At 68.5% G+C, this 23,305-nt stretch carries 27 protein-coding genes and 1 riboswitch; of the genes, 12 read left to right on the forward strand and 15 right to left on the reverse strand.

The window, feature by feature from the left end; all coding sequences use genetic code 11:
• The first annotated feature begins 1 nt into the window (after window position 1).
• Window positions 2–1,123, forward strand: a complete 1,122-nt coding sequence (locus HBF26_RS06115; protein WP_167124091.1) for a hypothetical protein — start codon at window positions 2–4, stop codon at window positions 1,121–1,123.
• On the opposite strand, the gene HBF26_RS06120 is transcribed toward HBF26_RS06115, so the two are convergent.
• The 3 genes from HBF26_RS06120 to HBF26_RS06130 all read right to left on the reverse strand — a co-directional run bounded on the left by HBF26_RS06120 (window position 1,120) and on the right by HBF26_RS06130 (window position 4,374).
• Window positions 1,120–2,376, reverse strand: a complete 1,257-nt coding sequence (locus HBF26_RS06120) for a heme biosynthesis protein HemY (RefSeq protein ID WP_167124093.1) — start codon at window positions 2,374–2,376, stop codon at window positions 1,120–1,122. The genes HBF26_RS06115 and HBF26_RS06120 overlap by 4 nt on opposite strands.
• On the reverse strand, window positions 2,373–3,536 hold the full coding sequence (locus tag HBF26_RS06125) for a uroporphyrinogen-III C-methyltransferase (protein ID WP_167124095.1): 1,164 nt from the start codon (window positions 3,534–3,536) through the stop codon (window positions 2,373–2,375). Before HBF26_RS06125 ends, HBF26_RS06120 begins: the two co-directional genes overlap by 4 nt.
• 67 nt (window positions 3,537–3,603) lie before the next feature.
• Window positions 3,604–4,374 carry a uroporphyrinogen-III synthase gene (locus tag HBF26_RS06130; RefSeq protein ID WP_338039636.1) on the reverse strand — a complete coding sequence of 257 codons (771 nt, stop codon included), beginning with the start codon at window positions 4,372–4,374 and terminating at the stop codon, window positions 3,604–3,606.
• A gap of 137 nt (window positions 4,375–4,511) precedes the next feature.
• Here HBF26_RS06130 and HBF26_RS06135 point away from each other — a divergent pair, with 137 nt between their 5' ends.
• The 3 genes from HBF26_RS06135 (at window position 4,512) to HBF26_RS06145 (ending at window position 5,944) form a co-directional block, all read left to right on the forward strand.
• Window positions 4,512–4,976: a YiiD C-terminal domain-containing protein gene (locus tag HBF26_RS06135; protein ID WP_167124099.1), complete on the forward strand. Its 465-nt coding sequence runs from the start codon at window positions 4,512–4,514 to the stop codon at window positions 4,974–4,976.
• Between the two features lie 29 nt (window positions 4,977–5,005).
• Complete coding sequence (locus HBF26_RS06140; protein WP_167124101.1) at window positions 5,006–5,419, forward strand: hypothetical protein; 414 nt, start codon at window positions 5,006–5,008, stop codon at window positions 5,417–5,419.
• 78 nt (window positions 5,420–5,497) lie between these two features.
• Entirely contained in the window at window positions 5,498–5,944 is a 447-nt protein-coding gene (locus HBF26_RS06145) for a rhodanese-like domain-containing protein (RefSeq protein ID WP_167124103.1), read from the forward strand.
• Window positions 5,945–6,046: 102 nt separating this feature from the next.
• Here the strand turns inward: HBF26_RS06145 and HBF26_RS06150 are convergent, their stop codons facing one another.
• The gene (locus tag HBF26_RS06150) at window positions 6,047–7,153 is read right to left on the reverse strand and encodes a 2Fe-2S iron-sulfur cluster-binding protein (protein ID WP_167124105.1); all 1,107 of its coding nucleotides are present in this window, start codon (window positions 7,151–7,153) and stop codon (window positions 6,047–6,049) included.
• On the opposite strand from HBF26_RS06150, the gene HBF26_RS06155 reads away from it, so the two are divergent.
• The 6 genes from HBF26_RS06155 (at window position 7,152) to HBF26_RS06180 (ending at window position 12,470) form a co-directional block, all read left to right on the forward strand.
• Window positions 7,152–7,604, forward strand: coding sequence for a hotdog fold thioesterase (locus HBF26_RS06155; RefSeq protein WP_167124107.1), 453 nt, complete (start codon window positions 7,152–7,154; stop codon window positions 7,602–7,604). The two genes, HBF26_RS06150 and HBF26_RS06155, sit on opposite strands and share 2 nt — an antisense overlap.
• Window positions 7,601–8,545 (forward strand): serine/threonine protein kinase, encoded by a 945-nt coding sequence (locus HBF26_RS06160; RefSeq protein WP_167124109.1) that lies wholly within the window; start codon window positions 7,601–7,603, stop codon window positions 8,543–8,545. The genes HBF26_RS06155 and HBF26_RS06160 overlap by 4 nt, the downstream gene beginning before the upstream one ends.
• Before the next feature lie 167 nt (window positions 8,546–8,712).
• Window positions 8,713–9,156: a hypothetical protein gene (locus tag HBF26_RS06165; protein WP_167124111.1), complete on the forward strand. Its 444-nt coding sequence runs from the start codon at window positions 8,713–8,715 to the stop codon at window positions 9,154–9,156.
• Between the two features lie 19 nt (window positions 9,157–9,175).
• Window positions 9,176–10,345: a class I SAM-dependent rRNA methyltransferase gene (locus HBF26_RS06170; RefSeq protein ID WP_167124113.1), complete on the forward strand. Its 1,170-nt coding sequence runs from the start codon at window positions 9,176–9,178 to the stop codon at window positions 10,343–10,345.
• Window positions 10,346–10,393: 48 nt separating this feature from the next.
• Window positions 10,394–11,476 (forward strand): DNA topoisomerase IB, encoded by a 1,083-nt coding sequence (locus HBF26_RS06175; RefSeq protein ID WP_167124115.1) that lies wholly within the window; start codon window positions 10,394–10,396, stop codon window positions 11,474–11,476.
• A 58-nt stretch (window positions 11,477–11,534) separates the two neighbouring features.
• On the forward strand, window positions 11,535–12,470 hold the full coding sequence (locus tag HBF26_RS06180) for a hypothetical protein (protein WP_167124117.1): 936 nt from the start codon (window positions 11,535–11,537) through the stop codon (window positions 12,468–12,470).
• Window positions 12,471–12,613: 143 nt separating this feature from the next.
• Here HBF26_RS06180 and pnuC read toward each other — a convergent pair whose 3' ends face one another.
• From pnuC to HBF26_RS06235, 11 genes are all read right to left on the reverse strand, one after another.
• Window positions 12,614–13,207 (reverse strand): nicotinamide riboside transporter PnuC, encoded by a 594-nt coding sequence (pnuC, locus tag HBF26_RS06185; RefSeq protein WP_425482968.1) that lies wholly within the window; start codon window positions 13,205–13,207, stop codon window positions 12,614–12,616.
• A complete protein-coding gene (locus HBF26_RS06190; protein ID WP_167124119.1) occupies window positions 13,197–15,374 on the reverse strand; it encodes a TonB-dependent siderophore receptor in 2,178 nt (725 codons plus the stop codon). Before HBF26_RS06190 ends, pnuC begins: the two co-directional genes overlap by 11 nt.
• 55 nt (window positions 15,375–15,429) lie before the next feature.
• Window positions 15,430–15,525: riboswitch (TPP riboswitch) on the reverse strand.
• A gap of 21 nt (window positions 15,526–15,546) precedes the next feature.
• On the reverse strand, window positions 15,547–16,680 hold the full coding sequence (locus HBF26_RS06195; protein ID WP_167124121.1) for a phosphotransferase enzyme family protein: 1,134 nt from the start codon (window positions 16,678–16,680) through the stop codon (window positions 15,547–15,549).
• Window positions 16,677–17,411: an HvfC/BufC N-terminal domain-containing protein gene (locus HBF26_RS06200; RefSeq protein WP_167124123.1), complete on the reverse strand. Its 735-nt coding sequence runs from the start codon at window positions 17,409–17,411 to the stop codon at window positions 16,677–16,679. Before HBF26_RS06200 ends, HBF26_RS06195 begins: the two co-directional genes overlap by 4 nt.
• Window positions 17,408–18,241: an MNIO family bufferin maturase gene (gene bufB, locus HBF26_RS06205; protein ID WP_167124125.1), complete on the reverse strand. Its 834-nt coding sequence runs from the start codon at window positions 18,239–18,241 to the stop codon at window positions 17,408–17,410. The genes HBF26_RS06200 and bufB (HBF26_RS06205) overlap by 4 nt, the downstream gene beginning before the upstream one ends.
• Before the next feature lie 53 nt (window positions 18,242–18,294).
• On the reverse strand, window positions 18,295–18,558 hold the full coding sequence (gene bufA2, locus HBF26_RS06210; RefSeq protein WP_167031106.1) for a BufA2 family periplasmic bufferin-type metallophore: 264 nt from the start codon (window positions 18,556–18,558) through the stop codon (window positions 18,295–18,297).
• A 130-nt stretch (window positions 18,559–18,688) separates the two neighbouring features.
• A complete protein-coding gene (locus HBF26_RS06215) occupies window positions 18,689–19,210 on the reverse strand; it encodes a hypothetical protein (RefSeq protein ID WP_167124127.1) in 522 nt (173 codons plus the stop codon).
• Between the two features lie 131 nt (window positions 19,211–19,341).
• Window positions 19,342–19,809, reverse strand: coding sequence for a DoxX family protein (locus HBF26_RS06220; protein WP_167124129.1), 468 nt, complete (start codon window positions 19,807–19,809; stop codon window positions 19,342–19,344).
• Between the two features lie 11 nt (window positions 19,810–19,820).
• Window positions 19,821–20,555 carry an HvfC/BufC N-terminal domain-containing protein gene (locus HBF26_RS06225; protein ID WP_167124131.1) on the reverse strand — a complete coding sequence of 245 codons (735 nt, stop codon included), beginning with the start codon at window positions 20,553–20,555 and terminating at the stop codon, window positions 19,821–19,823.
• Complete coding sequence (bufB, locus tag HBF26_RS06230) at window positions 20,552–21,385, reverse strand: MNIO family bufferin maturase (RefSeq protein WP_167124133.1); 834 nt, start codon at window positions 21,383–21,385, stop codon at window positions 20,552–20,554. The genes HBF26_RS06225 and bufB (HBF26_RS06230) overlap by 4 nt, the downstream gene beginning before the upstream one ends.
• A gap of 4 nt (window positions 21,386–21,389) precedes the next feature.
• Window positions 21,390–21,668 carry a BufA1 family periplasmic bufferin-type metallophore gene (locus HBF26_RS06235; protein ID WP_167124135.1) on the reverse strand — a complete coding sequence of 93 codons (279 nt, stop codon included), beginning with the start codon at window positions 21,666–21,668 and terminating at the stop codon, window positions 21,390–21,392.
• Between the two features lie 222 nt (window positions 21,669–21,890).
• Between HBF26_RS06235 and HBF26_RS06240 the strand changes: the two genes are divergently transcribed.
• Together HBF26_RS06240 and HBF26_RS06245 are read left to right on the forward strand one after the other, a co-directional pair.
• Complete coding sequence (locus HBF26_RS06240) at window positions 21,891–22,487, forward strand: sigma-70 family RNA polymerase sigma factor (RefSeq protein ID WP_167124137.1); 597 nt, start codon at window positions 21,891–21,893, stop codon at window positions 22,485–22,487.
• Window positions 22,484–23,125 carry a DUF1109 domain-containing protein gene (locus HBF26_RS06245; protein ID WP_167124140.1) on the forward strand — a complete coding sequence of 214 codons (642 nt, stop codon included), beginning with the start codon at window positions 22,484–22,486 and terminating at the stop codon, window positions 23,123–23,125. The genes HBF26_RS06240 and HBF26_RS06245 overlap by 4 nt, the downstream gene beginning before the upstream one ends.
• Window positions 23,126–23,305: the final 180 nt, after the last annotated feature.

Below are 23,305 nucleotides of genomic sequence, written 5' to 3' on the forward strand. Positions count from 1 at the left end.
CATGCACTGGCACCTCGAAGCCCTCGGCCTTCCCGCGCATGCGGACCTCGTTGCGGTGCGCCGCGCTTATGCGGCCGCATTGCGTGGCATCGACCAGGCGGCGGATCCTGCCGGCTTCGCCCGCCTGCGTGAAGCCTACGAGGCAGCGCGCGCCTGGTGCGAGCAAGCCGGTGCCGCCGAGGAAACGGCTCCGGCGGAAGTGCCCACCTCGTTGGACGAGGGATCGGTGGACGACGGCGCTACGCCGGAGCAGCCGGAAGCACAGCCGTTTGTCGATCCGACGGTCACGCTCGCCTGGCGTTTTGCTGCCGACGTGGGCGCCCGACGGACCGAGGCGGTTCCGCAACTGCTCGAGGAGGCGCTGGTCTACCTGCGCACCCAGTACATCGACGCGCCGGGCCGCTTCGAGGAATACCTCATCGATCTGCTCGGCCTGCAGCGCATCGCCCACCGCGCGGCTGTGTTCGCTGCCGCGGAAGAGCAGTTCCACTGGCGCGAGGTGGGCCACCTCGCCGCCCTCGGGCAACGCGGCCAATGGATCGAAGTGGTGCTCGCGCAGCGCGAGGACTGGCTGGCGTTACCGGAAGATCGTCGCCGCGCGTGGATCGAGATGTTCGCACAGGCGGAATCTTCCCTCGACCCTTCGCTCTTGCGGCGCTGGCCGGAGATGAAGCGGCTGAACGAACGGTTCCCGGCGTGGGTGAGCCTGCACGTGTCGGCCGATACGCTGCAGTCTTGGCAGACGGCGTTCGACGCGCAGCCCGCATCGATGCAGGACACTTACAGGCGCATGGCGCCACCGGCGTCGCTGTACTGGCCGCAGCGCCCCGCGCCCGTGCGAAGACGCTGGCGCGAACGTCTCACCATGTGGCCGGTGGCCGGCTTCTTCCTCTTCCTGCTGGGCAACAGCGCGCACTATCTTCTGAACGCCGAACGCATCGCACCGACGACGGCCTGGACGCCGCACGACACTGCGGAGCAATGCGCCGCGCTCTACCTTCGAATGGACAGGCCCGATGCATTCGCGGGCCTCGACGACGAGGAAATCACCGCGCTGAAGGAGCGCGGCGCCCACTGCGCAAGCGACGGGCACTGGCACCCGCCCAAGCGGGGAAGCAACTAGGGCGACAGCCGCGGCACGCCGTGCTGGTCGCGCTCTTCCACCGCGGTAACGCGGGTGTCGATGCGCCGCGCCCGCAGTTCCTCGGGCAGCGGTTCGGCCGCTTCGCCCCGCGCGAGCGCCAGTGCATTGCGATAGCAGCGCTGGGCCAGTTCGGGATGTCCTTCGCCGGCGTAGACATCGCCCAGCGCTTCCCATGCGGTGGCACTGGGTTCGATGGCCAGGGCACGCTCGAGATACGGCCTGGCCTTGCCCCACAGGCGCACGCGCACGCACATCCGGCCGACGGCGGTGAGAAGCGCGGCATCGTTGGGATGCGTGTCCACCCAGGCCTCGGCCCGGCGCAGCCGCTGCTCGATGTCTTCGGCGCCCATGCCGCCATAGGTGGCGACGAGGGCGGGCGACCACTCGCGACGGAGCGCGGTTTCGATCTCGTCCATGGCCGCCATGGTCTGTCCGTAGCGGGCCGCCTGGCGGGCATAGGCATCCACCGCAGCGGGCAGGCGTCGCTGCGCTTTCGGTAGCTGCGACCACAGCGTGGCGAGCGTCGCGCCGTCGCCCGCACTCAGAACGTAGGCGGCGAGCACGCGGGCTTCGACGTCGGCAAAGCGTCGCGCGCCGAGTTCGCCGCTCTTCTGCAACGGATCGAGAGCGCGCAACGCGTTGCGCGCTTCGCCTGCGGCAAGGGAGCTTTCCGCGTATTCGAGCCATCCCGCCGGAGTAAGCGTGCCTGCACCGGCCTCGGGCGCCAGCAAGGTGGCGGCCTCGGCAGGCTTGCCGCTGGTACGCAGGAAGCGAGCTCGCAGCACGCGCGCGGCGCGCGGTGTTTCTTGCGCCGCCTGATCGAGCGTTTCCAGTGCGCGCGTGGATTCGCCATGACGCTCCGCGGCTTCCGCGGCCGCGAGCAGCGCGGGGCCGCGCACGGACGGATAACGCGCGGCCCTGTTGAGATCGCGTTCGGCTTCACCGTGCCGTCCTTCGATCAGGGACACCATGCCGTCCGCCAGGCGACGGCGGCTGAGCCGTCGATGCCGGCGTGTCATGGCACCGAACGGCCAGCGGATAATGGCGACAATCAGCGCGATGGCGGCCCACGCCAGCAGGAGCAGCGCCAGTGCCGTCACCACGGTCATCTGCACGCTGGTGCCGCGCAGGCGGATGAGCACATAGCCCGGATCCTCCGCGACCCAGTGCCACGCGAACGCGGCAACCATCGCGACGAAGATGAGAGCGACGATCCAACGCCACGGCTTCATGGCGTGCCCCCGACCGGTGCCCCGCTGCTGCCTGCCTGCGCGGGCGCAGACGTGGAAGCCGCGGGGGCGGGATGCGCGCCCTGTGCCGGACCCTGCAGCGCATGCACGGAGCGCAGGTTACGCAGTTCAGCCAGTGCCGCACCCAGCTTGGGCTCGTTGCCGCGGGCCTGGCTGCCCATGAGCGCGGCAATGCGCGCGCGGGCCGTCTTCACGGCCGGCGCGGCGGTGTCGAAATACGCGGCAAGGGCGGCGTCCGCGCGCTTCAGCGCCGCGATGCGGCCGGCGTCGTCGTACGCGAGCAGTGCCGCTTCCGCGTGCGCCACATCGAGCGCGGCCAGTTCGCGGGCGATGCGTTCGTCGGCCAGGGCCACCGGCGAGCCGTCGTCGCGGCTGACCCGCACGATGCTGCCCAACGCGTTGCCGGCGCGCTGCCAGAAGCCCGGCGGTGTGCCGTCCTCGGGCGTGCTGTCGTCGCGTTTCAGCGGCAGGGTCGGCACCTGGGCACGCAGGTCGGCCAGGGTGGCGAGATCGTTGCCGCGCGCGGCGGGCGCAACGGCGGCCAGCGCCTCGCGCTCGGCCGTCACGTCCTGGCGCACCGCGGCGAACGCGCTGTCGTTCACGGCGGCGAGCGTCTTGTCGGCAAGGTCGTACGCGGACAGCGCGCCAGCGGCGTCGCCGAACAACGCGAAACGTTCCTTCGCCATGCGCAGCAGCGACTCCGCTTCGTCGAGCAACATGGCGTCGTGGCCGCTCAGGCTGCGCTCGGAGAGGTTGGCCACGGCGTCTTCGAGGTTACGGGTGCGTTCCGACACGCCGAGCACCTCTTCGCGCGCCGAGCGGTTGACCGCGTCCGCGTCGTTGAGCCTGCGGCGCAGGTTGGCGTTTTCCTCGCGCATGCCGTCCACCCCGGCCTGCAAGGTGTCGACCTGTCCGCGCAGGCCATTGGCCTCGCTGAGGTCGGCCCGCATTTCCCAGACTGTCCACGCGGTGTAGCACGCGGCGCCCAGGGCCGCGAGGGACAGGAGGATGGCAAGCGCGAGCGCCCCGCCACCGCGTCTGGGCGTGGCCGCGGCGGGCGGACGCGACGTGGCGGGCGAGGGCGCGGCGGCCGGGGCCGGCGTGGCCGGCGCGGTATCGGTCGGGGGAGTCTCGGTCGTCATGGCCGCCATGCTAGCAGGCCATACGGCAACGCACGGTGCACGCGCGGCACGACGATGCGCCGGTGCCTCAGCGGCCCGTGAACGAGACCTCGGTGGCGGCCTTCAGAAGGTCGCCAGGCAGCGCCGAGCGGGCCACGGCCACGCGTTCGAAACCGGCCTCGATGGCGATGTCCCTCATTCGCTCGCTGCTCACCACCGCCACCGCCTGGACGAGTTTGCGCCAGGCGGGCGCGATCAGCGCCCGACGCAGATGGTCGAGGGCCTCGGCACTGGACAGGAGCACGGCGGAGCGCCGGCCCAGCTTGAGCAGGGGGTCGATATGACGCCGATCGATACGCGGCGCCACACGGTGATACACGTGGATCTCGTCGAGCGCGGCGCCGCGCCGGGCAAGTTGCTCGCGCAGCAGGCCCCGCCCGCCCGGCGCGCCGACCAGTGCCACGCGGCGACCGGTCAGGTCGGCCAGTTCGGGCATGGCCAGGACACCTTCGCTGTCCTGCGACTTCTCCGGAAAACGGGCATCGGGAACGTTGGCGGTCTTCAGGGCACGCGCGGTGCCCCGCCCAACCGCGACGACCGTGGCCTGGGTGGCCAGGGGCAGCACGTCGGCGGCGAAGCGCACGGCGGCGGGGCTGGTGAACACCAGCACATCGCCGTCCAGCGCACGGCGCAGTGCCGCATCGACGGCGGAGGCGTCCTCGGTCGCGCGCAGGGACAGGCCCGGCACACTGATGGGTATGCCTCCGAGCTTGCGAACGCGCCGCGCGAGGGGGCCGGCGGTGCCTGCGGGACGGGTGATGACGACCGTGACGTTACGAAGGGGGAGGGAGCGACTCACTACGTTCAGAGTCCTGTCTGGCATCCTGCGACTTGAGGTTCAGCTTAGGAACGTTGGGGCGACGCTGCCAATGCCGAAGGTTGGGTCTTCACATACGCGTGCGAACGGTTAACTCCGCCACTTAGACTTCGCCGCTTATGACCGCGATCCCCTCCCCCCTCCCCGAACTCGAACACTTCATCCGCGACGGCATTCCCCTCGCCCGCGCCATGGACCTGCATATCGCCGAATTCGACGGCGAACGGCTGGTGATGACGGCGCCCCTGGCACCGAACATCAACGACAAGGGCTGTGCCTTCGGCGGCAGCCTCGCCAGCCTGATGACCGTGGCCTGCTGGGCGCTGGTGGAAGCACGGCTGCGGCAACGCGGCCTCGACTGCGACGTGTTCGTGGCCGACTCCACCATCCGCTACCTCGACACCGTCTGGGACGACCTGCGCGCGGAGGCCACACTCGCGCCCGGTGCCTCGTGGGAGCCGTTCTTCGCGACGCTGGAGACCCGGGGCCGGGCGCGTGCCGACTTCGCCTGCGTCGTTCCCGGCACGGGAGGCAAGCCGGCGGCCAGCCTCGACGCGCGCTTCGTCGCCAAGCGCCGGGCATAATGCCCGCCGACGCCACGATGGAAGCCACCATGCGCCCGTTCGCCCTGCCCGCTCTAGCAATCGCCCTCATGGCCCTCGCAGGCTGCGCCACCGACAAGCGCAACCAGGCACTGAACAAGACCCTGATGAACTACGCCGCGGCCATCCGCTGGGGCGATTTCGCGGGGGCGCAGAGTTTCGTCGACAAGGCGTACGCCGCCGAGCACCCGATGAGCTCCATCGAGCAGGGTCGCCTGCAGCAGCTGCGCGTCACCGGTTACGACGAAGGCTCCGGTCCGCGGCCGGACGGTGAAGACGACGTGGTCCAGGTGGTGCAGATCAACGTGGTGAACGTGAACACCCAGGCCGAGCGCGGCATCGTCGACCGGCAGCGCTGGCACTACGACCGCGAAACGAACAAGTGGACCCTGATGACCGGCCTGCCCGACTTCTCGCCACACTGAGCCCTCGCCGGCCTTGGGCCCACCGGCCTTGGGATATAATCGGCCGTTTGATCCCATCCCGGGACGCGGAAAGACCCGATGAACGACGTAATGCAGAAGCTGCCCGCTTTCGTGACGAACCATGCCCTGCTGGTGGCAACGTTCGTGGTGATCCTCATCGCGCTGGTCGCGGGCGAGGTGAGCCGTCTGTTCCGCAAGTGGAAGTCGCTGACGCCCGCGGGACTCACCCAGCTGATCAACCGCGACACGCCGCTGATCGTCGACCTGTCCGCGAGCGCGGATTTCGAAAAGGCCCACATCCCTGGCGCCAAGAACGTGGCCATGAGCCAGTTCGACCCGGAGACGCAGAAGGACCTCGCCAAGGCCAAGGAGCTGCCCGTGGTGCTCGTCGACAAGGACGGCCGCGGCGTGGGCAAGGCCGCCAACCGCCTCGTAAAGGCAGGCTTCACGCGCGTCTTCGTGCTCGACGGCGGCACCTACGCCTGGCAGACCGCGCAGCTGCCGGTGGCGAAAGGCAAGAAATAAGGCTTTCCTGTGTGGGAGCCGGCTATGCCGGCGATCCCGCGGCAGCGGGCAACCTTGCCGCAAGCACCCATCGCCGCTGAAGCGGCTCCCACAGGCGCGCTCCTACAGGCCGTGGATGCCTGCGCGGCCCTGCAGGATCTCGGTGAGCACGTCGGGCGCCACGTCGAACGAATCGAAATACAGCCGGTCTTCCGGCAGTTTCGCGTCGATGAGGTACTGGCGGCCTGCGGCGATCATCGCCGGTGGGCCGCTCATGTAGAAGTCGAAACCCGAGAGGTCCGGGTGGTCCTGCAGCAACGCCTCGTGGACGAGTCCCTCTCGCATGCCGGCCGCACGCGCCGCTTCGGGGTCGGACAGCACCGGCGTGAAATGCACATTGGGCACGTCTTCGGACCATCGCGTGGCGAGGTCGAGCAGGTACAGGTCCGCCTTGTTGCGCGCGCCCCAGTACACATGCATCGGGCGCCGGGTGCCCAAGGCGATGAAATGTTCCACGATGGCCTTCACCGGCGCGAAGCCCGTACCGCCGGCCATGAACAGCATCGGCCGTTCGGAATCCTCGCGGGGCACGAACGTGCCGAGCGGGACCTCGATCGTGAGGCGATCGCCCACGCGCAGCGAGTCGTACACCCAGGTGGTGAAGCCACCGCCCGGCACATGCCGCACGTGCAGTTCGATAAGGCCGTCCGGGCGGGGGCCGCTGGCGATCGAGAACGGCCGATGCTTGCCGTCTTCCAGCACCACGTCCAGGTATTGGCCCGGCAACCAGTTCACGCGGCTGCCGTCGCGCGGGCGTAGCCACACGCCGACCACATCCGGCGCAAGCGCGCGGCGCTCCGCCACTTCGGTCTCGACCCGCCGGTGCGGGATGTCTTCCACCGAGGCGATTTCGCGTGCCTGTATGGCGATGTCCCCACGAGGCACCGCCTGGCAAAGCAGGATCGCATGGCGCGAGGGCGGAACCCCGGCAAGCGCCACGGGTGGATTGCGCGGGTAATCGCACTCGCCATCCACAAGGGTGGCCTTGCAACTGCCGCACACACCGCCGCGGCACGAATACGGGAGGGCGATGCCCGCTCGCTGGGCGGCTTCGAGCACGGTCTCGCCGGCGGCGGCGTCGAAGCGCTTGCCGGACGCTGTAAGGGTTACGGTGGGCACCCGTGCATTGTAGGACAATGAGGGCTTGCCCCACAGGAATCGCTCAGGCATGGCCATCTGGAAAGAACCCATCGACCTCGCCCGCGTCAACGGCTGGAGCCGCGGCACGATGATGGAAACCCTCGACATCCGTTTCACCGCTTTCGGCGACGACTGGCTGCGGGGCACCATGCCGGTGGACCACCGCACCCAGCAGCCGTTCGGCTTGCTCCATGGCGGCGCATCGGTCGTGCTCGCCGAGACCCTGGGCAGCTCCGCCTCGTTGCTGACGTTGGACGTGGAGAAGGAAGTGGCCGTGGGCCTCGACATCAATGCCAACCATATCCGCGGCGTGCGCGGCGGCATCGTCACCGGTACGGCGAAAGCCGTGCACCTCGGACGCACCACGCAGGTGTGGGAGATACGGATCGAGGAAGAACAGGGCCGGCTCGTGTGCCTTTCCCGCCTCACCATGGCGGTGATTCCGTCGCCGGGCGGTGCGCCGGGGAACCTGCGCGCGTGAGCGGCGCCGCGCCGTACGCCGAGCTTTCGCCGGACCTCGTGCTCGCCGCCGTCGACGCGGCGGGCCGCTGGAGCGACGGGCGCCTGCTTACGCTGAACAGTTACGAGAACCGCGTCTTCCAGGTCGGCCTCGACGAGGGTGGCTTCGTGGTCGCGAAGTTCTATCGTCCCGGCCGCTGGTCCGACGCCGCCATCGAGGAGGAACACGCCTTCGCGCTGGAACTGGCCGAAGCCGAACTGCCGGTGGTGGCGCCGCTGGTGGTGGACGGGCGCACCTTGCTTCGTCACGAAGGCTTCCGTTACGCGGTCTATCCGCGCCGGGGCGGACGCGCGCCGTCGCTGGAATCGGCGGACCAGCTCGAATGGCTCGGACGGCTGCTCGGCAGGATGCACGCCGTGGGTTCGCGCGAACGTTTCCAGGCGAGGGGCACGCTCGACAGGGCAACCATGATCGACGCGCCGATGCGCGCCGCGCTCGGTTCCGACCTGCTGCCGGCCCACCTGTTCGATGCGTATCGCCACGCGGCGAACCGTGTGGACATGGCCGTGGCGAACCGGTTCGAAGCCGTCGGCCCCCTCCGCCAGATCCGCCTGCACGGCGACTGCCATCCGGGCAACGTGCTGTGGACGGACGCGGGCCCGCACTTCGTCGATCTCGACGACGCGCGCATGGGTCCCGCGGTGCAGGACCTCTGGATGCTGGCCGGCGACGACGCGATGATGGACGCGCTGCTCGAAGGCTACGGCCAGTTCCGGGATTTCGATCCGGTGGAGCTCGCCCTGGTGCCCGCTCTGCGGGCGATGCGCCAGGTGCACTACGCGGGTTGGATCGCCGAGCGCTGGCACGACCCCGCCTTCCCCGCCGCCTTCCCCTTTGCGGGAGAGGCCCGCTGGTGGGAACAACACATCGCGGACCTGCACGAGATCGCCGACGACCTGTGACTCGAACCTCTGTGGGAGCCGGCTTTGCCGGCGATCCCGCGGCAGCGGGCAGGCTTGCCGCAAGCCCCATCGCCGCTGAAGCGGCTCCCACAGAAAGCACTGCGTCCGCGGGAGAACATATGAGCTTCGACAAGCGATAATCGCCCCTGCCATTACCGGGAGACCCCATGCATTCCTTCCTCACCCGCGTCATCGCCGTCTTCGAGATCGCCGGCGGGCTCTTCGGCCTCGTGCATCAGTTCGACCGCCTGCTCGGCGGACGCTTCGGCGGCGTGGACGCGATCGTCGCGGTCCTGGGCGTGCTGCTGTTCGCCTTCATCCTCGTGGCGGGCGTGCTGCTGGCGAGCAACGACGGGCGCGGCACCAGCATGTCGATCTGGGCGCAGTTCCTGCAGGCGCCGCTCGTGGCCACTCCCTTCTTCAGCTACGCCCTTTCCAGCGGTGCGTACGCGAACCTCTCGATGACACTGCAGCACTCGCCCCGCCTGGGTTTCGACTGGGCCATCGCCGAGCACGGATGGCTGCTGGCCCTCGGCGGCCCGTCGGCCGCGCACATCGGCATCAACCTCCTCGCACTGGCGTCGTGGCTCGTCCTGCGCTTCGGTCGATAAGGGCCGGTATCATTCACCGATGAACGCTCCCGCACTCCCCGTCATTCGCCTGAAGTCCGACCGCACGCCGGGCCATCCCTGGATCTGGTCCGCCCAGGTCGTCAAACCCGCCGATCGCCTGCCGCCCGGCAGCGTGGTGGACGTGGAGGACGCCAAGGGCCGCTTCGTCGGCCGTGGCTTCTGGAACGGCCATGCGCGCGTGGCCCTGCGGCTCCTGACCACCCGTCCCGACGAACGCATCGACGACGGCTGGATCGCGGCCCGGCTCGCGCGCGCGGTGGAACTGCGCCGCGAACTGCTGCGCCTGGACGACGTGAGCGATGCCTGGCGCGTGGTGCATAGCGAAGGCGACGGGCTGTCCGGGCTCGTGGTCGACCGTTACGCGAACCACCTGGTGGTGGAGTATTTCGCGGCGGGCATGTGGCGCTTCCGTGAGACCATCCACGCCGAACTGCTGCGTCACTTCCCCGGGGCCTCGCTGTACTGGTTCGCCGAGCAGCACGTGCAGCGCCAGGAGTCGTTCGACGTGCGCTCCAACGAAGCACCTGCCGCGGTGGACGTGCACGAGCATGGCCTCGCATTCCATGCGGCGCCGGGCCTCGGCCACAAGACCGGCTTCTTCGCCGACCAGCGCGAGAACCGCCGCCGCTTCGCCGCGCTCGCCCGTGGGCGCCGCGTGCTCGACCTCTGCTGCAACGCCGGCGGTTTCGCCGTCCATGCCATGAAGGCCGGGGCTCTGGAAGCCACCGGCGTGGATGCCGACGCGGCCATCCTCGAGGTGGCACGCGAAAACGCGCGCATGAATGGCGTGGCGGCGCGTTTCGAACAGGGCGACGTCTTCGAGTGGCTGCGCGCCGCCATCGAACGCGGGGAAACCTGGGACGCCGTGGTGCTCGATCCCCCGAAGCTCACGCGCGACAGGAACCAGGTGATCAACGCGCTGAAGAAGTACTTCGCGATGAACCGCACCGCGCTCGACGTGCTGGCCCCCGGCGGCGTCCTGCTCACCTGCTCCTGCACCGGCCTGGTCGGCGAAGCCGACTTCCTGGAAATGATCCGGCGCGTGGCGCTCAACGCCGGCCGCGACATCCAGGTGCTGGACGTCACAGGCGCCGGGCCTGACCATCCGGTGGCGAGCAACGTGCCCGAGAACAGGTACCTCAAAGCGGTGTTCTGCCGGGTCGCCTGACGCGGCATTCACCGTGCCTTGATCGCGCGCCGGGACATAGTTCCGGCCATGTCCCGGAATCCGCCGCCCGAAGCGCTCGCGCTGGTCAGTGAGGAACAGGCCCACGCGAAAGCGGCGGGCCTGGTCTACGTGTGCGACACCGACCCGGGTATCGCGCGCCGCAAACGGGGACGTTCCTTCCAGTACACAGACGCCGACGGCCGCCGGATCACCGACGAGGCCGTGCTCCAGCGCATCCGCTCGCTCGCCATTCCTCCGGCATACACCAACGTGTGGATCTGCGCGAACGAACGCGGCCACCTGCAGGCGACGGGACGAGACGCCCGGTCGCGCAAGCAGTACCGCTACCACCCCCGCTGGCGCGACGTGCGCGACCAGGGAAAGTTCGAAAGGATCCTCGAATTCGGCGAAGCGTTGCCGCGCCTTCGCCGCCGCCTGCGCAAGGACCTGGCCCTGCCCGGGCTGCCGAAGGACAAGGTGCTCGCCCTCGTGGTGAGCCTGCTGGAAGAAACGATGATCCGCGTGGGCAACGACGTCTACGCCAAGCAGAACAACTCATATGGGCTCACCACCCTGCGCTCCCGCCACGTCGCCGTGCGGAAGGGCCGCCTCAGCTTTCACTTCCGCGGCAAGAGCGGCCTGTGGCGCGACGTGCAACTGGACGACCGCCGTCTGGTGAAGGCCGTGCGCCGGGTGCAGGAACTGCCGGGACAGCGGCTGTTCCAGTACATCGACGACGACGGGCAGCCGCAGCCGGTGGACTCGGGCATGGTGAACGACTACCTGCGCGAGATCACCGGCGGCGAGTTCAGCGCGAAGGACTTCCGAACCTGGGGCGGCACCGTCCAGGCTGTCGCCGCGCTGGCCGCCCTCACGCTTCCCGAAGAAGGCGGGGACCGCGCCGTGAAATCCATGCTCGCCGGTGCAGTGAAGGAAGTGGCCGCCGTGCTCGGAAACACGCCCGCCGTGTGCCGCGCCTCGTATATCCACCCGGAGGTCTTCACCGGCTGGACCGACGGCCACCTGCATCGTTGGGTTCCACAGACCTGCCTTCGATTTCCGCGGAAATTGGAAGCAGCAACCCTGACTTTTCTACGCCGGCGGCTTCGTGCGGCGAAGCGCTCCCGTTGAGACGAATGGACGGCTATAGTGCGCGACCGGGGGATTGCGTTCGAATGATGTTGGGGCCGTGGTGAAGATGTTTCGCTGGAAGGTGATCCCCGTCGCACTGTGCCTGCTGGCCGGCACGGGCGCGCGTGCGCAGGTTGCCGCGGCCGAGCCGCCACTGGCGGCGCCTGGCCCCGTGGCACATCGGGGCGTGGTGGACGACACCTGGATCGTCGCGCCCAAGCGCCTGGGCGATGCGACTCTCGTCGCGACGAAGAACTATGCGGACGAGGGCGACATCGCCGCCGGGGTGTCGCTGCGCTACCGGATCGACAACGCCGAATGGATCGTCGCGGACGTATTCATCTACCCGGCCGGCGAAGGCGACAACGCCAGCATGCTGAAGCGGGCGATGGAAGATTTCCGCGAATCGGTGGCATTCGCGGAGCGCCAGCAGATCTACCGCAACGTGTGGTGGGGCGAAGAGAGTCCCTACACCGCCACGCTGCCCAATGGGAAAAAGGTGGAGGGCCGCTTCCTGCCCATCGTGTTCGATGCCCAGCAGGACATGCTCACGTCGCGCGCCTACCTTTTCTATCGGAAGCTGTACTTCGTGAAGATCCGCCTCAGCACGGCGGTGGAAGCGGTGGACTCGCTGGCCGAGGACGCCGACCCATTCATCGGCAACCTCCTCGGCGGCCTCGACATCGTGAGCACGGGCACGTGCGGCAAGAAGATGGACATCATGGTGTCGACTCCCGGCCAGCCGCCGCCTTCGGGCCTGAAGGATGGCGTGAGCCCTGACGGCTACCGCCTGCTGCTGAAGCCGGGCCGCGCCGGCACGGTGGACCACGCGGCGGAAGTGGCAAGGACGGCCACGCTGGCCGCCAAGCGGCAACAGGCGAGCGGTTGCACCAGCCTGGAGTACGCCCCGCCCCAGGAGGACGATGCCCACGCGGTGTTGCACTTGTCGTTCGGCCCCGACGATTGGGGCACCACGCCGCAGAAGCAGCCCTGACACAAGAACGGCCGGGGCGCGTCCCACGCCCCGGCCGTTGCCGTTCACCGGCTGGCGTGTGGCACTCAAGTCCTTGAGCGAACTCCACCAACCCGCGGCGACCCCGCAATGATGCGGTACTTCAGCTGTTCCAACCAATGGAATTAGTCTGAAAATCGCGGACTTTGTTGTCCGTCCAGGCCTCCGCGCCACGCCTTGAGCCCCATCGCCGCCAGCACGATGAAACCCGCATACAGCACCGCCGTCACCGGCAGCGACTTGTAGACGTATTCCCCCACGTAGAACACGTCGACCACGATCCACAGCCACCATGCCGCCGCGTGGCGCCGCGCCTGCCACCACTGCGCGACCAGGCTGAACGCGGTCAACGCCGCGTCCAGCCACGGTAGCGAGGCGTCCGTGTAGCGATGCATGCCGTAGCCCAGCGCGAGTGCGGCTGCCGTGCCGATCGCCAGGTGCAGCGCCGCGTCGCGCACCGGCAGCGCGGCGATACGGACATGGCCGCTGCCGTCCAGGTTGCGCAGCCAGCGATGCCATCCGTACAGGATCAGCACGGCGAAGATGGCCTGCAGCAAGGTGTCCGAGTACAGCCGCGCATCGACGAATATCCACGCGTATGCGAGGACCGACACCAGACCCACCGGCCAGCACCACGGGCTGCGCCGCGCGGTGAGCCACACGCCCGCCGCGCTCACCAGCGCGGCGAACACCTCGAAGGGGGACAATTCAAAAGTCATACGTCATCGACAGGCGTGCCAGGCGCGGCATGCCCGGGAACAGATAGCTGTCGCCGCCGGACGATCCCGTGTCGCGCCAGTAGAAGTGGTTGAAGACGTTGTCGACATTGAGCCGGAACGTGAGCGCGTGGCCGCTTACGCTCGTCGCGTAGCGCAGACCCGCATCGAACACGTGGTAGGCCGGCACCCGGCGCTGACCGTCCGGCGTCGCGACGTTCGCGCCGGCGTAGCGCCACCCGCCGAGGAGGGCCAGGCCGGGCGCGAACGGCAGGCTGTAGTCGGCGTAGACCGCCGTGCGCCAGCGCGGCACGTTCACGACCTGATGGCCTTCGTAAGCCGCAACGCCGGTGTTTTCGGCGCGCGCACGGATGGCGTTGGCGCTGGCGGTCAGCCGCAGGTTCTCGGTAACGCGACCGGCGAGGTTCAACTCCACGCCCGTGTGCACTTCCTGCCCCTGCTGCACGAAGGTGAAGCCTTCGGCCGTATCGTCGGGCCGTGCGAACTGGTATACCTGCCGGATGCGAAACACGGCGGCCTGCACGTCGAGCGCGTCGTTCACGGCGTACTTCACGCCGGCCTCCACCTGTCGGGAATGCAGCGGCGCGAGCGTGGTGCCGCCGTTCGACGTCCAGTAGGGTGCCTCGCGCCCCAGCGACAGCCCTTCTCCGTAGCTCAGGTACGTGGTCAGGGGCGCCGTGGGCTGCCAGAGCACGGCCGCCTGCGGCAGCGACTTGCTCATGCGCGTGTTGCGTTCGAGCGCGCCGTCGCTGTCGTACGAACGCTCGTCGAGACGGACGAAACGCGTGCCCGCCAGCACCTGCCAGGTCTCGCCCAGGTGCACGCGGTCGATGGCGAACAAGGTGCGCTGCCAGCTCGTGAGGCGACGCACCGACGGTCCCGGCTGGTTCGGCGAGGGGTCGAACACCGGCACCGCGCGGTCGTCGATATTGGCGGTACCCACGTAGTCGTATACATAGGCGCGCTGGTCGACCGTACGGCGAAACGACGTCGCGCCGACGTTCAACTCGTGGTCGACAGATCCCGTGGCGAAGCTGCCGGTAACCACGCCGCGCACCTCGTCGTTCTGCCGCGTGTCGTCGGGGCTGCGGTAGTCGTAGACGTCGTAGTCGCCGTTGGGTGCGAAGAAATAGCCCGGCGTGGCGCCGGAAGCGCACGCCTCGGCGTAGAAGCAGCCGTACGCGAACGCCACGTTGTCGTCGATCGCGGTGTGGCTGTGTCCCGCGGACACCTGCGCGTTCCAGTTGTCGCTGAAGCGGTAGTTGAAACGAAGCGACGTGTTGCTCGAATGGATGCCCACCGGGCGCTGCCACGGCTGATAGCCGAGCAGCCGTGTGCGGCTCGGGTGTCGCGGCAGATCCGTCCCGCCCAGCAACTGGTAGCCCGACGCCGAGCGCTGGCCGCTGGTCTGGTAGTCGGTGTCCAGCAGCAGCGTGGCCTTGTCGCCGATCTTCCAGTCCGCGGCCACGGAAACGAAGCTGCGGCGGCCGTCGGCGTGCTCGATGTACGAGTGCGTCTTCTCATTGGCGGCGTTCACACGCATGCCGAAGTCAGGCGTGAACCAGGTACCGAGGTCCAGGGCTTCGTAGTTCGATCCGTGCGAGTCGGTGCCGAGGGTGGCCGTGTGCACGTTCGCCGCGCGCTTGCTCACGTAGTTCACCAGGCCGCCCGGTTCCACCACGCCGGCTTCCAGTCCGCCCAGGCCTTTCAGCACCTCCACGCGCTCCTTGCCTTCGAGCGCCAGAAGCTGTTCCGCCGACATGATCATGCCGTTGAAGCGGAAGCCGGTGGCGAGATCGAGCGGGAAGCCGCGAATGGACACGTCCTGGTAATACCCCGCGGGGGCGTAGTTGTCGTTGATCGCGGCGTCGCCGCGCACGAGTTCGCTGAGCGTGCGCGGCTGGCGATCGTCGATCTGCGCCCGGGTCAGCACCGTGATGGACGCAGGAGTGTCGTGCAGCGGCGCGCTGCCGAAGCTGCCGAAGGTATCCAGCTGCGAATCCGTCGCGCGGTAGCTGTTGGCGGTGGTCGCGTGAACGTCCACCGTGGGCAAGGTGCGGGCCTGCTGCGGAGTGGCCGGCTCGTCGGCCGCATGGGCAGAGGCGGCGAACAGCAGGGCGAGGAAAAGCGGAGTGCGGGAGAGGGTCATCGTCGTCTTCGGGTCCACGGACGAAGCGACGGCGAACCACGGGCGCGACCGGCCTTTCGTGATTCTGCAAGCTCCCTACGCCGGTACTAACCGGGTCAGGTTCCAAGGGACTCTCTCAGCCCGGCATTGCCAGGCACCCCCGCTTCTAGAACGCGTATTGAACCACGAATCGTCAGGCGGCGCTGCGAATGGCCTCGAGCAGGGCCCGGCCGTGGGAGCCGGCGAACCACGCGGCGTGGCCGCGCAGGAAGGTGTGGTAGGCCACATCGGCGTGATCCCGGCGCTTCGTGATGCCCTCGAAATACTCGACCTCGGACAGCGCGAAATCCAGGTGTACAAGCGGAAGAAGGTCCGCGAGCAGGTCCATCGCGGCGGCGTCGAGCGGCCGGATGGACCGGTACCCCGCGACGATAGCGAGGGCGAGGTCGTGCCGCGCGATGTCCCCCCGCGCCACCTCCAGCCAGGCGATGGCATTGCGCTCGATGGCGGTGGCAAGGTCGAACATGGCGAAGGTGCGCGCGGCGAGGCCCACATCGAGCACGTCGGTGATGACCGCGTCATCCTCCGGACCGCTCCAGCACAGGTTCGAGACGTGCCAGTCCCCATGGGTCCAGAGCGTCGGCTGGGTGCGCAGCCGCGCGGCGACGCGATCATGCCAGGGAGCGATGGCGGCGCCGATCTCGCTGCGCCAGTCGCGCGCGCCAAGGTAGCGGGCCAGCGCGGGACGCGAGGGAAGTTGCGCGACGATGGCCGCCAGCGGATCGCTCGACGCGAGAATGTCCGCACGCGCGACGAGGATGTGCGTGTTCCGCTGCGGTGCCTCGTAGTGCTCGGCGGCCGTATGCAACCTCGCGAGCATCGCTCCCGCCGCGAGCGCGTGCCCCCTGCCGCCGATGGGCGACCAGGAGAACGCGTCGCGATAGATGTCGGCGCCACGCGCGGGCTCGTGGATCTCGAAAACCCAGTCGCGGGTACCCAAGGCGGTGGCGCCGCCGGCGTCGTGGAGAATGCGCGGCACGGGAACGCCACGTTCGCGGAGGTGGGCTGCGAAGCGATGCTCCTCGCCCAGCGTGGCCTCCGAGCGCACGCTGCGGTGATGTCGCTTGACGAAGACTCGACCGTTCGCCGTGGTCACGAGCGCGGCGGCGGAAAGCGGCCGCGGGCTTCGCCATTCGATGGCACGCAACGCGCCCAGGCCGGGGACACGCTCGACGACCGACGACACTTCGTTCGCCGCGAGAGGCGGCCAGTCGGGCGTGAGTTGATCGCCGGCGAGGCCGTGCGCGAGGTGCGCGTCGTCGATCATCGGCGCAAGCCGCGGATCATGCCCTCGGCTGTCCACGCGCCCAGACAGCCGCCGGCGATCCGGGCGGTCTGCTCCTCGTCGTGCGTGCGGCGCAGGCCGGCGCAGATTTCGCCAAAGCTGGCTCCCGCGAGCGCGAGATCCAGGCAGGTGGCTTCGTCTGCCGTCATGCTTGCGAAACGGGGCGACAGCCCCTGCCGCCACACGCGCGCACCGACACCTGCGTCCACCAGAACGATCGGCGGTGGCGACACCTCGTCGGCCAGCGCGCGCCACAGCGCCACGGCGTTGCTGCGCATGGGGCGAAAGCGCAGCGTCGGCACGAAGTCGATTTCCACGCGGTCCCAGTCGTCGGCGGTCAGGTCGCGTACTTCCATGGGTTGCACGTCGGGGCCCGCGAAGGCGCGGCGAAGTTGCCAGTCCAGCCACGCCAGTTCGCCGACCTCCGCGTCCGCCGGATAGGCTCGGTCGAGCCAGTCGGCGAATTCGCTGCCGTAATCGTCCAGCGTCCATGACGACGGCGCATGGCTGTCGATATAGCGGCGGGCGTTGGCGTCGAACGCGTCGTCGCCCAGCCAGAGCACGGTCTTGGCATAGGTGTCGCGCAGGCAGGCGAGAAGCTGGGCACGATAGTTGTTCGCATACACTGCCATGCCACGCGGATCGACGCCCTCGGGCACGGCGCCCGCCGCGATCGCGGCGGCGAAGGCACGCTGTCGCTCGGTGAGGTTCATGCCGCGGCGCGACCGGCCAGCTCGCGCGCGTGCGCAAGCTCCGCCAGCAATTCGGAAAGCGGCGGGATACGGTCGTCGCGCTCGATCATGACCGCCACGTCGCCGAGCCGTTCGGCAAAGAGCGCGTACAGGTCCCACACCGGATCGCACACCGGTGCATCGTGCGTGTCGATCAGCATGTCGATGCCCTGGCTGTGCCCCGCGAGATGGACCTGAAGCACCCGGTCGAGCGGCAGACGGCGAAGCCAGTCGTCCGGATCGTGTCCGTGGTTCGTGGCGCTCACGTAGATGTTGTTGACGTCGAGCAGCAGGTAACAGCCCGTGCGCGAACACAACTCGGCGAGGAACGCCGCCTCGCCCATGGCGGCTTCGGGAAACGCGAGATACGTGGAAGGATTCTCCAGCACCAGCGGGCGGCCCAGGGCGTCCTGCGCGGCATGCACGTTGGAGACCACGAGATCGAGCGCTTCTTCCGAGTACGGCAATGGAAGGAGATCGTGCGAATTGAAGCCGTCGACACCCGTCCAGCAGAGATGATCGGATACCCACGACGGCTGCACGCGATCCGCGAGCCGGCGCAGGCGGCGCAGGTAGTCGGGGTCCACGCCGTCGCTCGAACCGATGTTCATCGACACGCCGTGCATCACCACCGGGTAGCGCTCACGGATGCGGGTGAGCACGTCGAGCGGCCTGCCGCCCTCCACCATGAAATTCTCGGAGATCACTTCGAGGAAGTCGACGGGCTGCCGTGCCCCGAGGAAGTCGTCGTAATGGGGCACCCGCAGGCCCAGTCCGAACCCGGATATCGCTGTCGGTGGGGAATGGGACATCGGATGCTCCACACAAAGGCCCGGCCGCCGCGAGGCCGGCCGGGCCACCGCGATTACTTGGCGGTTTCGCTGCCGCCCTGGGCCTTGCATTCCTTCACGGAAACTTCCTTGAAGCCCTGGCCCTTGCAGCTGTTCATACCCTTGCAGTCGTTGTGGGCGGTCTTGCAGTCCGACGTGCCCTTACAGCTGTTGATGCCGTAGCAATGCACCGTCTTGCCGGCGGCCTGCTCCCCGGCGTGGGCGGGCGCGGAGATCGCGGCGACCGAGACGGCGAAGACGGCGGCAGCGGCGGCGATGCTGTGGGTGGCGGTATTCATGATCTTTCTCCGTGACAGGAAGGTTTGCCGGAATGGCATTGTCGGATTCGTTCGACCGGGCCCGTCGGTTACAGAAGCATACCTTTTTCGTCACCGGGAAGATGGGACGTTCACGGAACACCTGGAGGGTTCAAGGCCTCGGCAGAACGAGCCGATACTGCCCATCGCCGCCCAGGGGAGGTGCCGCCCCGTCGATACGTGCACAGAGGCGGCCGTCGCCGCATGGCGCGACGTCCGCGCCGTTCACCGCCTTCAGGTACGCGACTTCTCCGAGGAGGCGCTCGTACTCCTGGCGGTAGTGCCCGTACAAGGCCTGATACACGAGTACGACGCCTGCAAGGGAAAGAAGGAGCATGCCGCCCATGCCGAGGTAGAGCCGTCTGCGCAGGTGCGCGAGGTTAAGCGCATGCACTTCGAAGCCTCGGGCGGCGCGATTGATTCGCCCCACCATCTCGCTCACCTCGTGCCGCACCGCCGTCATCGTCTGATGGGCGTCGGCGGCAAACGTCTGGCCCGACCGGTCCAGCCCGGCGCGCATCGTCATGCGAAGGTCGCGCATGCCGGCATGGAGTTCCCTGCGCAGGGTGGCGATCGCCACAACTCCTTCCTCGTGGACCCTGGAATCCGCTTCCGCGTGTGCCTTGCCTGTCATGCCGCCGCGCCGTCCGCCATCGAATGCGCGCGCAACCGAGAGTGGCCGCGCGTCGCATCCGCTAGTTTGCCGGTACGGTGGGCGCAGAATACGTGCGCGGCCCGCTTTTCAGATTTGTTCTAGGTGCGATGTCAGCGAATGCCGAGCGCCCGATCCAGGGAAAGCCGACCCGCTCCGCGGCCGAGCAGGTAGAGGAGAATGGCGGCCCACGAGAGATGCGTCGGCCAGGCATCGGGATAGACGAAGATTTCGATGATGGTCGTCATGCCGAGCAGGATGAACGCCGAGAAACGCGTGGCCAGGCCAAGCACCAGAAGAACGGGCACGAAGGTTTCGACGCCGGCGGAGAGGTGCGCGGCGATTTCCGGCGGAATCAACGGCAAGCGGTACTCGCTGCTGAACAGCTCGTACGTGCTGTCGGTCACGGTAAGGAAGCCTTCCACTTTCGTGCGCCCGGACTGGAAGAAGATGGCGGCGATGGAAAAACGCCCCGCCAGCGCCAGAAGGTCGTGGCCGATCCGCGCCTGAAGACGATCGGCGAAAGCATTCCAGCGGTTGCGCAAGGTGGGGCGGCTCGATACGAGGATGTCGGATGTCATGGTGGATTCCTTCATGGGGTGGCGAATGCACCGGACCGCAGGAGCCCGGAAAGCGTGAGGTCGATACGGGCGTCGGGGTATGTCGTTGCGGCGGCCAGGGTCGCTTCGCCCAACGTGGCGCCGGCCGCGCATGCCTCCAGCAGATCGATCTCAAGCGGCCCGGCGGGCTGCACGTGCACGCCGTGCGGCGTGCGAAGCACGAGTGCCTGTTCGGGCTGCCACGAGAGGTCCGCGTGCACCGCCTCGCCGCGACGGCTCGCCTCCCAGATGGTTCGCGAGGGCATGGCGGAGGAGAACCAGCGCGTAGCCGGATGGGGACGGAGGCATGTTCGCGCCAGCGCCCCGGGGCCGAGCGCTGCCAAGCGATCCGCACCCAGCGTCGGTACGTCCTCGGCGTGCAGGCATTCCACGTACAGGCGGTCGAGCCGGGCCACGTCGGCAAGATAGGGAAGGCTGCCCGCCGGTTCGAAGCCCGCGAGGAAATCGGCGAACGATTCCCCATACATGGCCAGCCGTGCGTCGCGCGGCGGAGAGGATGCGACATGAATGGCGGCGGCGGACCGGAACCAGTCGCGGCCCACCAGGCATGCCACCGCCGGAAAGTTCGCCTCAAGCGCGTCCAGACATGCGCGCATCACGGTATTACGGTAGACGGCGAACGCCGGGTGGCTCGCGGGAGCGAACGAGGGCATGTCGGCGAAGAGCGCGGCGGCGAAGTCGCGCTGGAATGCGGCGAACCCGTTCATGCCGCCATCCGCCGCTCACCCAGTAACGTAGCGGCCCGCCGGCATTCCGCATGCAGTTCGTCGAAGGCCGGCACATGGCCGTCGCGCTCGATCAGGGTGGGGCATGCGCCCGCGAGCGCCAGTGCGTGGCGATAAAGCTCCCATACCGGTTCGGCAACGGGGCTGTCGTGGGAATCGACGAGCAATCCGCCTTCAAGTCCATCGTCGACGGCATGCCCCGCCAGGTGGATCTCGGTGACGGCACGCAGGGGGAAGGCAGCCAGGTACGCGCGCGCGTCGACGGCGAGATTGTGCGCGCTCACATACACGTTGTTGATGTCGAGCAGCAGACCGCAGCCGGTGCGGCGCACAAGCTCGGCGAGAAAATCGGTCTCGCTCCAGTCGTGTCCGTCGACCGGCAGATAATGCGACGGGTTTTCGAGCGACAGCGCGCGACCGAGGACGTCCTGGCTGCGCTGCACGTTCTCCACCACGTGCGCGAGGGCTTCGTGCGTGCGCGGGAACGGCAGGAGGTCGGGAAGGTATGCGCCACCCCATGACGACCACGCCAGATGCTCGGACACGAGTACCGGGTTCACGCGGTCGACGAGCCGGCGCAGGCGGCGCAGATGGTTCGCGTCGGGCGGCGCGGCAGACGCCAGCGAAAGGGACACGCCGTGCAGCGAGACCGGGTGCCTCTCCGCCAGGGCGTCGAGCATCGCGGGGAGCGGACCGCCGCCGAAATAGTTTTCCGGGTGTACTTCGAACCACAGTCCGGGCGACGTGCATCGCAATGCGTCGTCGATGTGCTGCGGCTTGAAGCCGATACCGGCGGCAAGCGGTCCGCGCATGGCGTCAGCCGACCTTCGTCAGCGAGCCGTTGCCGTGCGGCGTCTTGATCGAGGTGCACGTGCCGGCGGGAACCAGCTTCCACGCGTTCTTCTGGTAGTCGGCCTTGGCCGTACCCGCGCAGGTGGTACCCGGACCGGCGGCGCAGTCGTTCTGACCGGCCTTGGAAACGCCCCAGCACTTCTCCATGGCGGGCTTCTTCGCGGCCTGCGTGTCGTCCGCGTGGGCGACACCGCCCACCAGGGCGGCAAGGGTGAGGGCGAGCGTGGCGGCGTGACGGTTCATGTGTATCTCCTCGGATGACGGACGGAATGTCCGGATACCTGACCGAGTTCGTCGGCATGGCCCCCCCGGTTACAACGACAAAAACTTGCGAAACATCTGTAACCGGGCACCTCGTTCGGACGAATCAGGTACATGGCCACCGAGGTACTCCCATGGTTGTTCCTGCAGCCCGCGCGCCCGGGCCCTTGCGATGCCCTACGCAACGCGGCTAAAACCCTGCCGATGAAAAACCGGCACGCCAGTGCGCCCCTCCTCGAACCACGACCGGCCGGGCCCTCCGCGGCCGAGGCCGAACTGCGCACTTGCCTCGTCGCCGGCCTTGCGGGCGACGCGGCGCGGTATCGACGCTTCCTCGACGGCCTGTCGGGTCACCTTCGCGCGTACCTTCGCCGCCGCCTGCCACGGGCGCGGGACGACGTGGAGGACATCCTTCAGGAAACCCTCCTGGCGGTGCACAACGCCCGGCATACTTACCGCCCGGAACAACCTCTTACCGCCTGGGTCCATGCGATCGCCCGTTACAAGCTGATGGATTTCTTCCGAGCCCATTCGCGCCGGGAGGCATTGCACGACCCCTTCGACGACGATGGGGGGTTGTTCGTCGCGTCCGATGTGGAACCCACCGACGCCCGCCGCGACGTGACGGCGCTGCTCCAGGCCCTGCCCGACCGCCATCGGCTGCCCATCCAGCTGGTGAAACTGGAGGGCCTGTCGGTGGCCGAGGCGGCGCGATGCTGCGGCATGTCCGAATCGGCAGTGAAGGTGGGCGTGCACCGGGGGCTGAAGGCCCTGGCGGCACGTATTCGGGGGAACGCATGAAGACCGACGACTTCATCGCCCTGCTCGCCGCCCAGACACCTCCGGTGGACCAGCACGCCCCCGCACGGCGGTTCGCCCTCGCCTGGATTGCCGGTTTCGTGGTGGCGCTGCTGCTGATGGTGCTGCTGCTGGGCGTGCGGCCGGATATCGAAGATGCCGTGCGGATGCCCACCTTCTGGTTCCGGCTGTGCTACGCCGGTGCCATCGCGGCTGCCGCCCTCTGGGTCACGGCCCGCCTGGCACGGCCCGGAGTGCGGGTGGGGGGCGCATGGGCGGTATTGGCCACGCCCGTGGCGCTGGGCTGGGTGGCCATGGGCTGGGTGCTGGCCCATGCAGCCCCGGGCACGCACCTGCCGCTGATCCTGGGGCACACCTGGCGGGTCTGCCCCATCCTTATCGCCACCCTCGCCATGCCGGCGTTCGTGGCCATGCTGTGGGCCGTGCGCGGCATGGCCCCGGTCAGGCCAAGGCTGGCCGGGGCCGCGGTTGGGCTGCTCGCCGGCGCGACGGGTACCGTGGCCTATTGCCTGCACTGCCCGGAAATGGCGCCCCCCTTCTGGTCCACCTGGTACCTTCTGGGCATGTTGATCCCCGCCGCCCTCGGTACGCTCGTCGGTCCACGCGCCCTGCGCTGGTGAGTCCCGGCAAATCCCGGCGCTAATTCGGCAAATCGTCGAAAACGCCGTTCAGTCGATAGCGGTGGGGCCGCTATACCTTCAAACTAGGCATACGGTCGGAATAACCCCTGGATGCCACCAGGGTCTTGGACCATCAGCGGTCAGTGGATGAAGCGCCTCGTCATCGGTTGGCCACACGTG

This window comes from Luteibacter jiangsuensis (assembly GCF_011742555.1).
GTDB lineage: Bacteria > Pseudomonadota > Gammaproteobacteria > Xanthomonadales > Rhodanobacteraceae > Luteibacter > Luteibacter jiangsuensis.

Excerpts from the sequence above, each read along its gene's own strand:
- HBF26_RS06115 (WP_167124091.1), top strand. The coding sequence starts at position 2 with ATGCACTGGCACCTCGAAGCCCTCGGCCTTCCCGCGCATGCGGACCTC.
- HBF26_RS06120 (WP_167124093.1), bottom strand. The coding sequence starts at position 2,376 with ATGAAGCCGTGGCGTTGGATCGTCGCTCTCATCTTCGTCGCGATGGTT.
- HBF26_RS06170 (WP_167124113.1), top strand. The coding sequence starts at position 9,176 with ATGAACGCTCCCGCACTCCCCGTCATTCGCCTGAAGTCCGACCGCACG.
- HBF26_RS06225 (WP_167124131.1), bottom strand. The coding sequence starts at position 20,555 with ATGAACGGGTTCGCCGCATTCCAGCGCGACTTCGCCGCCGCGCTCTTC.
- HBF26_RS06165 (WP_167124111.1), top strand. The coding sequence starts at position 8,713 with ATGCATTCCTTCCTCACCCGCGTCATCGCCGTCTTCGAGATCGCCGGC.
- HBF26_RS06135 (WP_167124099.1), top strand. The coding sequence starts at position 4,512 with ATGACCGCGATCCCCTCCCCCCTCCCCGAACTCGAACACTTCATCCGC.
- HBF26_RS06195 (WP_167124121.1), bottom strand. The coding sequence starts at position 16,680 with ATGATCGACGACGCGCACCTCGCGCACGGCCTCGCCGGCGATCAACTC.
- HBF26_RS06240 (WP_167124137.1), top strand. The coding sequence starts at position 21,891 with ATGAAAAACCGGCACGCCAGTGCGCCCCTCCTCGAACCACGACCGGCC.
- bufA2 (WP_167031106.1), bottom strand. The coding sequence starts at position 18,558 with ATGAATACCGCCACCCACAGCATCGCCGCCGCTGCCGCCGTCTTCGCC.
- HBF26_RS06145 (WP_167124103.1), top strand. The coding sequence starts at position 5,498 with ATGAACGACGTAATGCAGAAGCTGCCCGCTTTCGTGACGAACCATGCC.
- HBF26_RS06215 (WP_167124127.1), bottom strand. The coding sequence starts at position 19,210 with ATGACAGGCAAGGCACACGCGGAAGCGGATTCCAGGGTCCACGAGGAA.
- HBF26_RS06235 (WP_167124135.1), bottom strand. The coding sequence starts at position 21,668 with ATGAACCGTCACGCCGCCACGCTCGCCCTCACCCTTGCCGCCCTGGTG.
- HBF26_RS06155 (WP_167124107.1), top strand. The coding sequence starts at position 7,152 with ATGGCCATCTGGAAAGAACCCATCGACCTCGCCCGCGTCAACGGCTGG.
- HBF26_RS06175 (WP_167124115.1), top strand. The coding sequence starts at position 10,394 with ATGTCCCGGAATCCGCCGCCCGAAGCGCTCGCGCTGGTCAGTGAGGAA.
- HBF26_RS06190 (WP_167124119.1), bottom strand. The coding sequence starts at position 15,374 with ATGACCCTCTCCCGCACTCCGCTTTTCCTCGCCCTGCTGTTCGCCGCC.
- HBF26_RS06125 (WP_167124095.1), bottom strand. The coding sequence starts at position 3,536 with ATGACGACCGAGACTCCCCCGACCGATACCGCGCCGGCCACGCCGGCC.
- HBF26_RS06245 (WP_167124140.1), top strand. The coding sequence starts at position 22,484 with ATGAAGACCGACGACTTCATCGCCCTGCTCGCCGCCCAGACACCTCCG.
- HBF26_RS06220 (WP_167124129.1), bottom strand. The coding sequence starts at position 19,809 with ATGACATCCGACATCCTCGTATCGAGCCGCCCCACCTTGCGCAACCGC.
- HBF26_RS06200 (WP_167124123.1), bottom strand. The coding sequence starts at position 17,411 with ATGAACCTCACCGAGCGACAGCGTGCCTTCGCCGCCGCGATCGCGGCG.
- pnuC (WP_425482968.1), bottom strand. The coding sequence starts at position 13,207 with ATGACTTTTGAATTGTCCCCCTTCGAGGTGTTCGCCGCGCTGGTGAGC.
- bufB (WP_167124125.1), bottom strand. The coding sequence starts at position 18,241 with ATGTCCCATTCCCCACCGACAGCGATATCCGGGTTCGGACTGGGCCTG.
- HBF26_RS06140 (WP_167124101.1), top strand. The coding sequence starts at position 5,006 with ATGCGCCCGTTCGCCCTGCCCGCTCTAGCAATCGCCCTCATGGCCCTC.
- bufB (WP_167124133.1), bottom strand. The coding sequence starts at position 21,385 with ATGCGCGGACCGCTTGCCGCCGGTATCGGCTTCAAGCCGCAGCACATC.
- HBF26_RS06150 (WP_167124105.1), bottom strand. The coding sequence starts at position 7,153 with ATGCCTGAGCGATTCCTGTGGGGCAAGCCCTCATTGTCCTACAATGCA.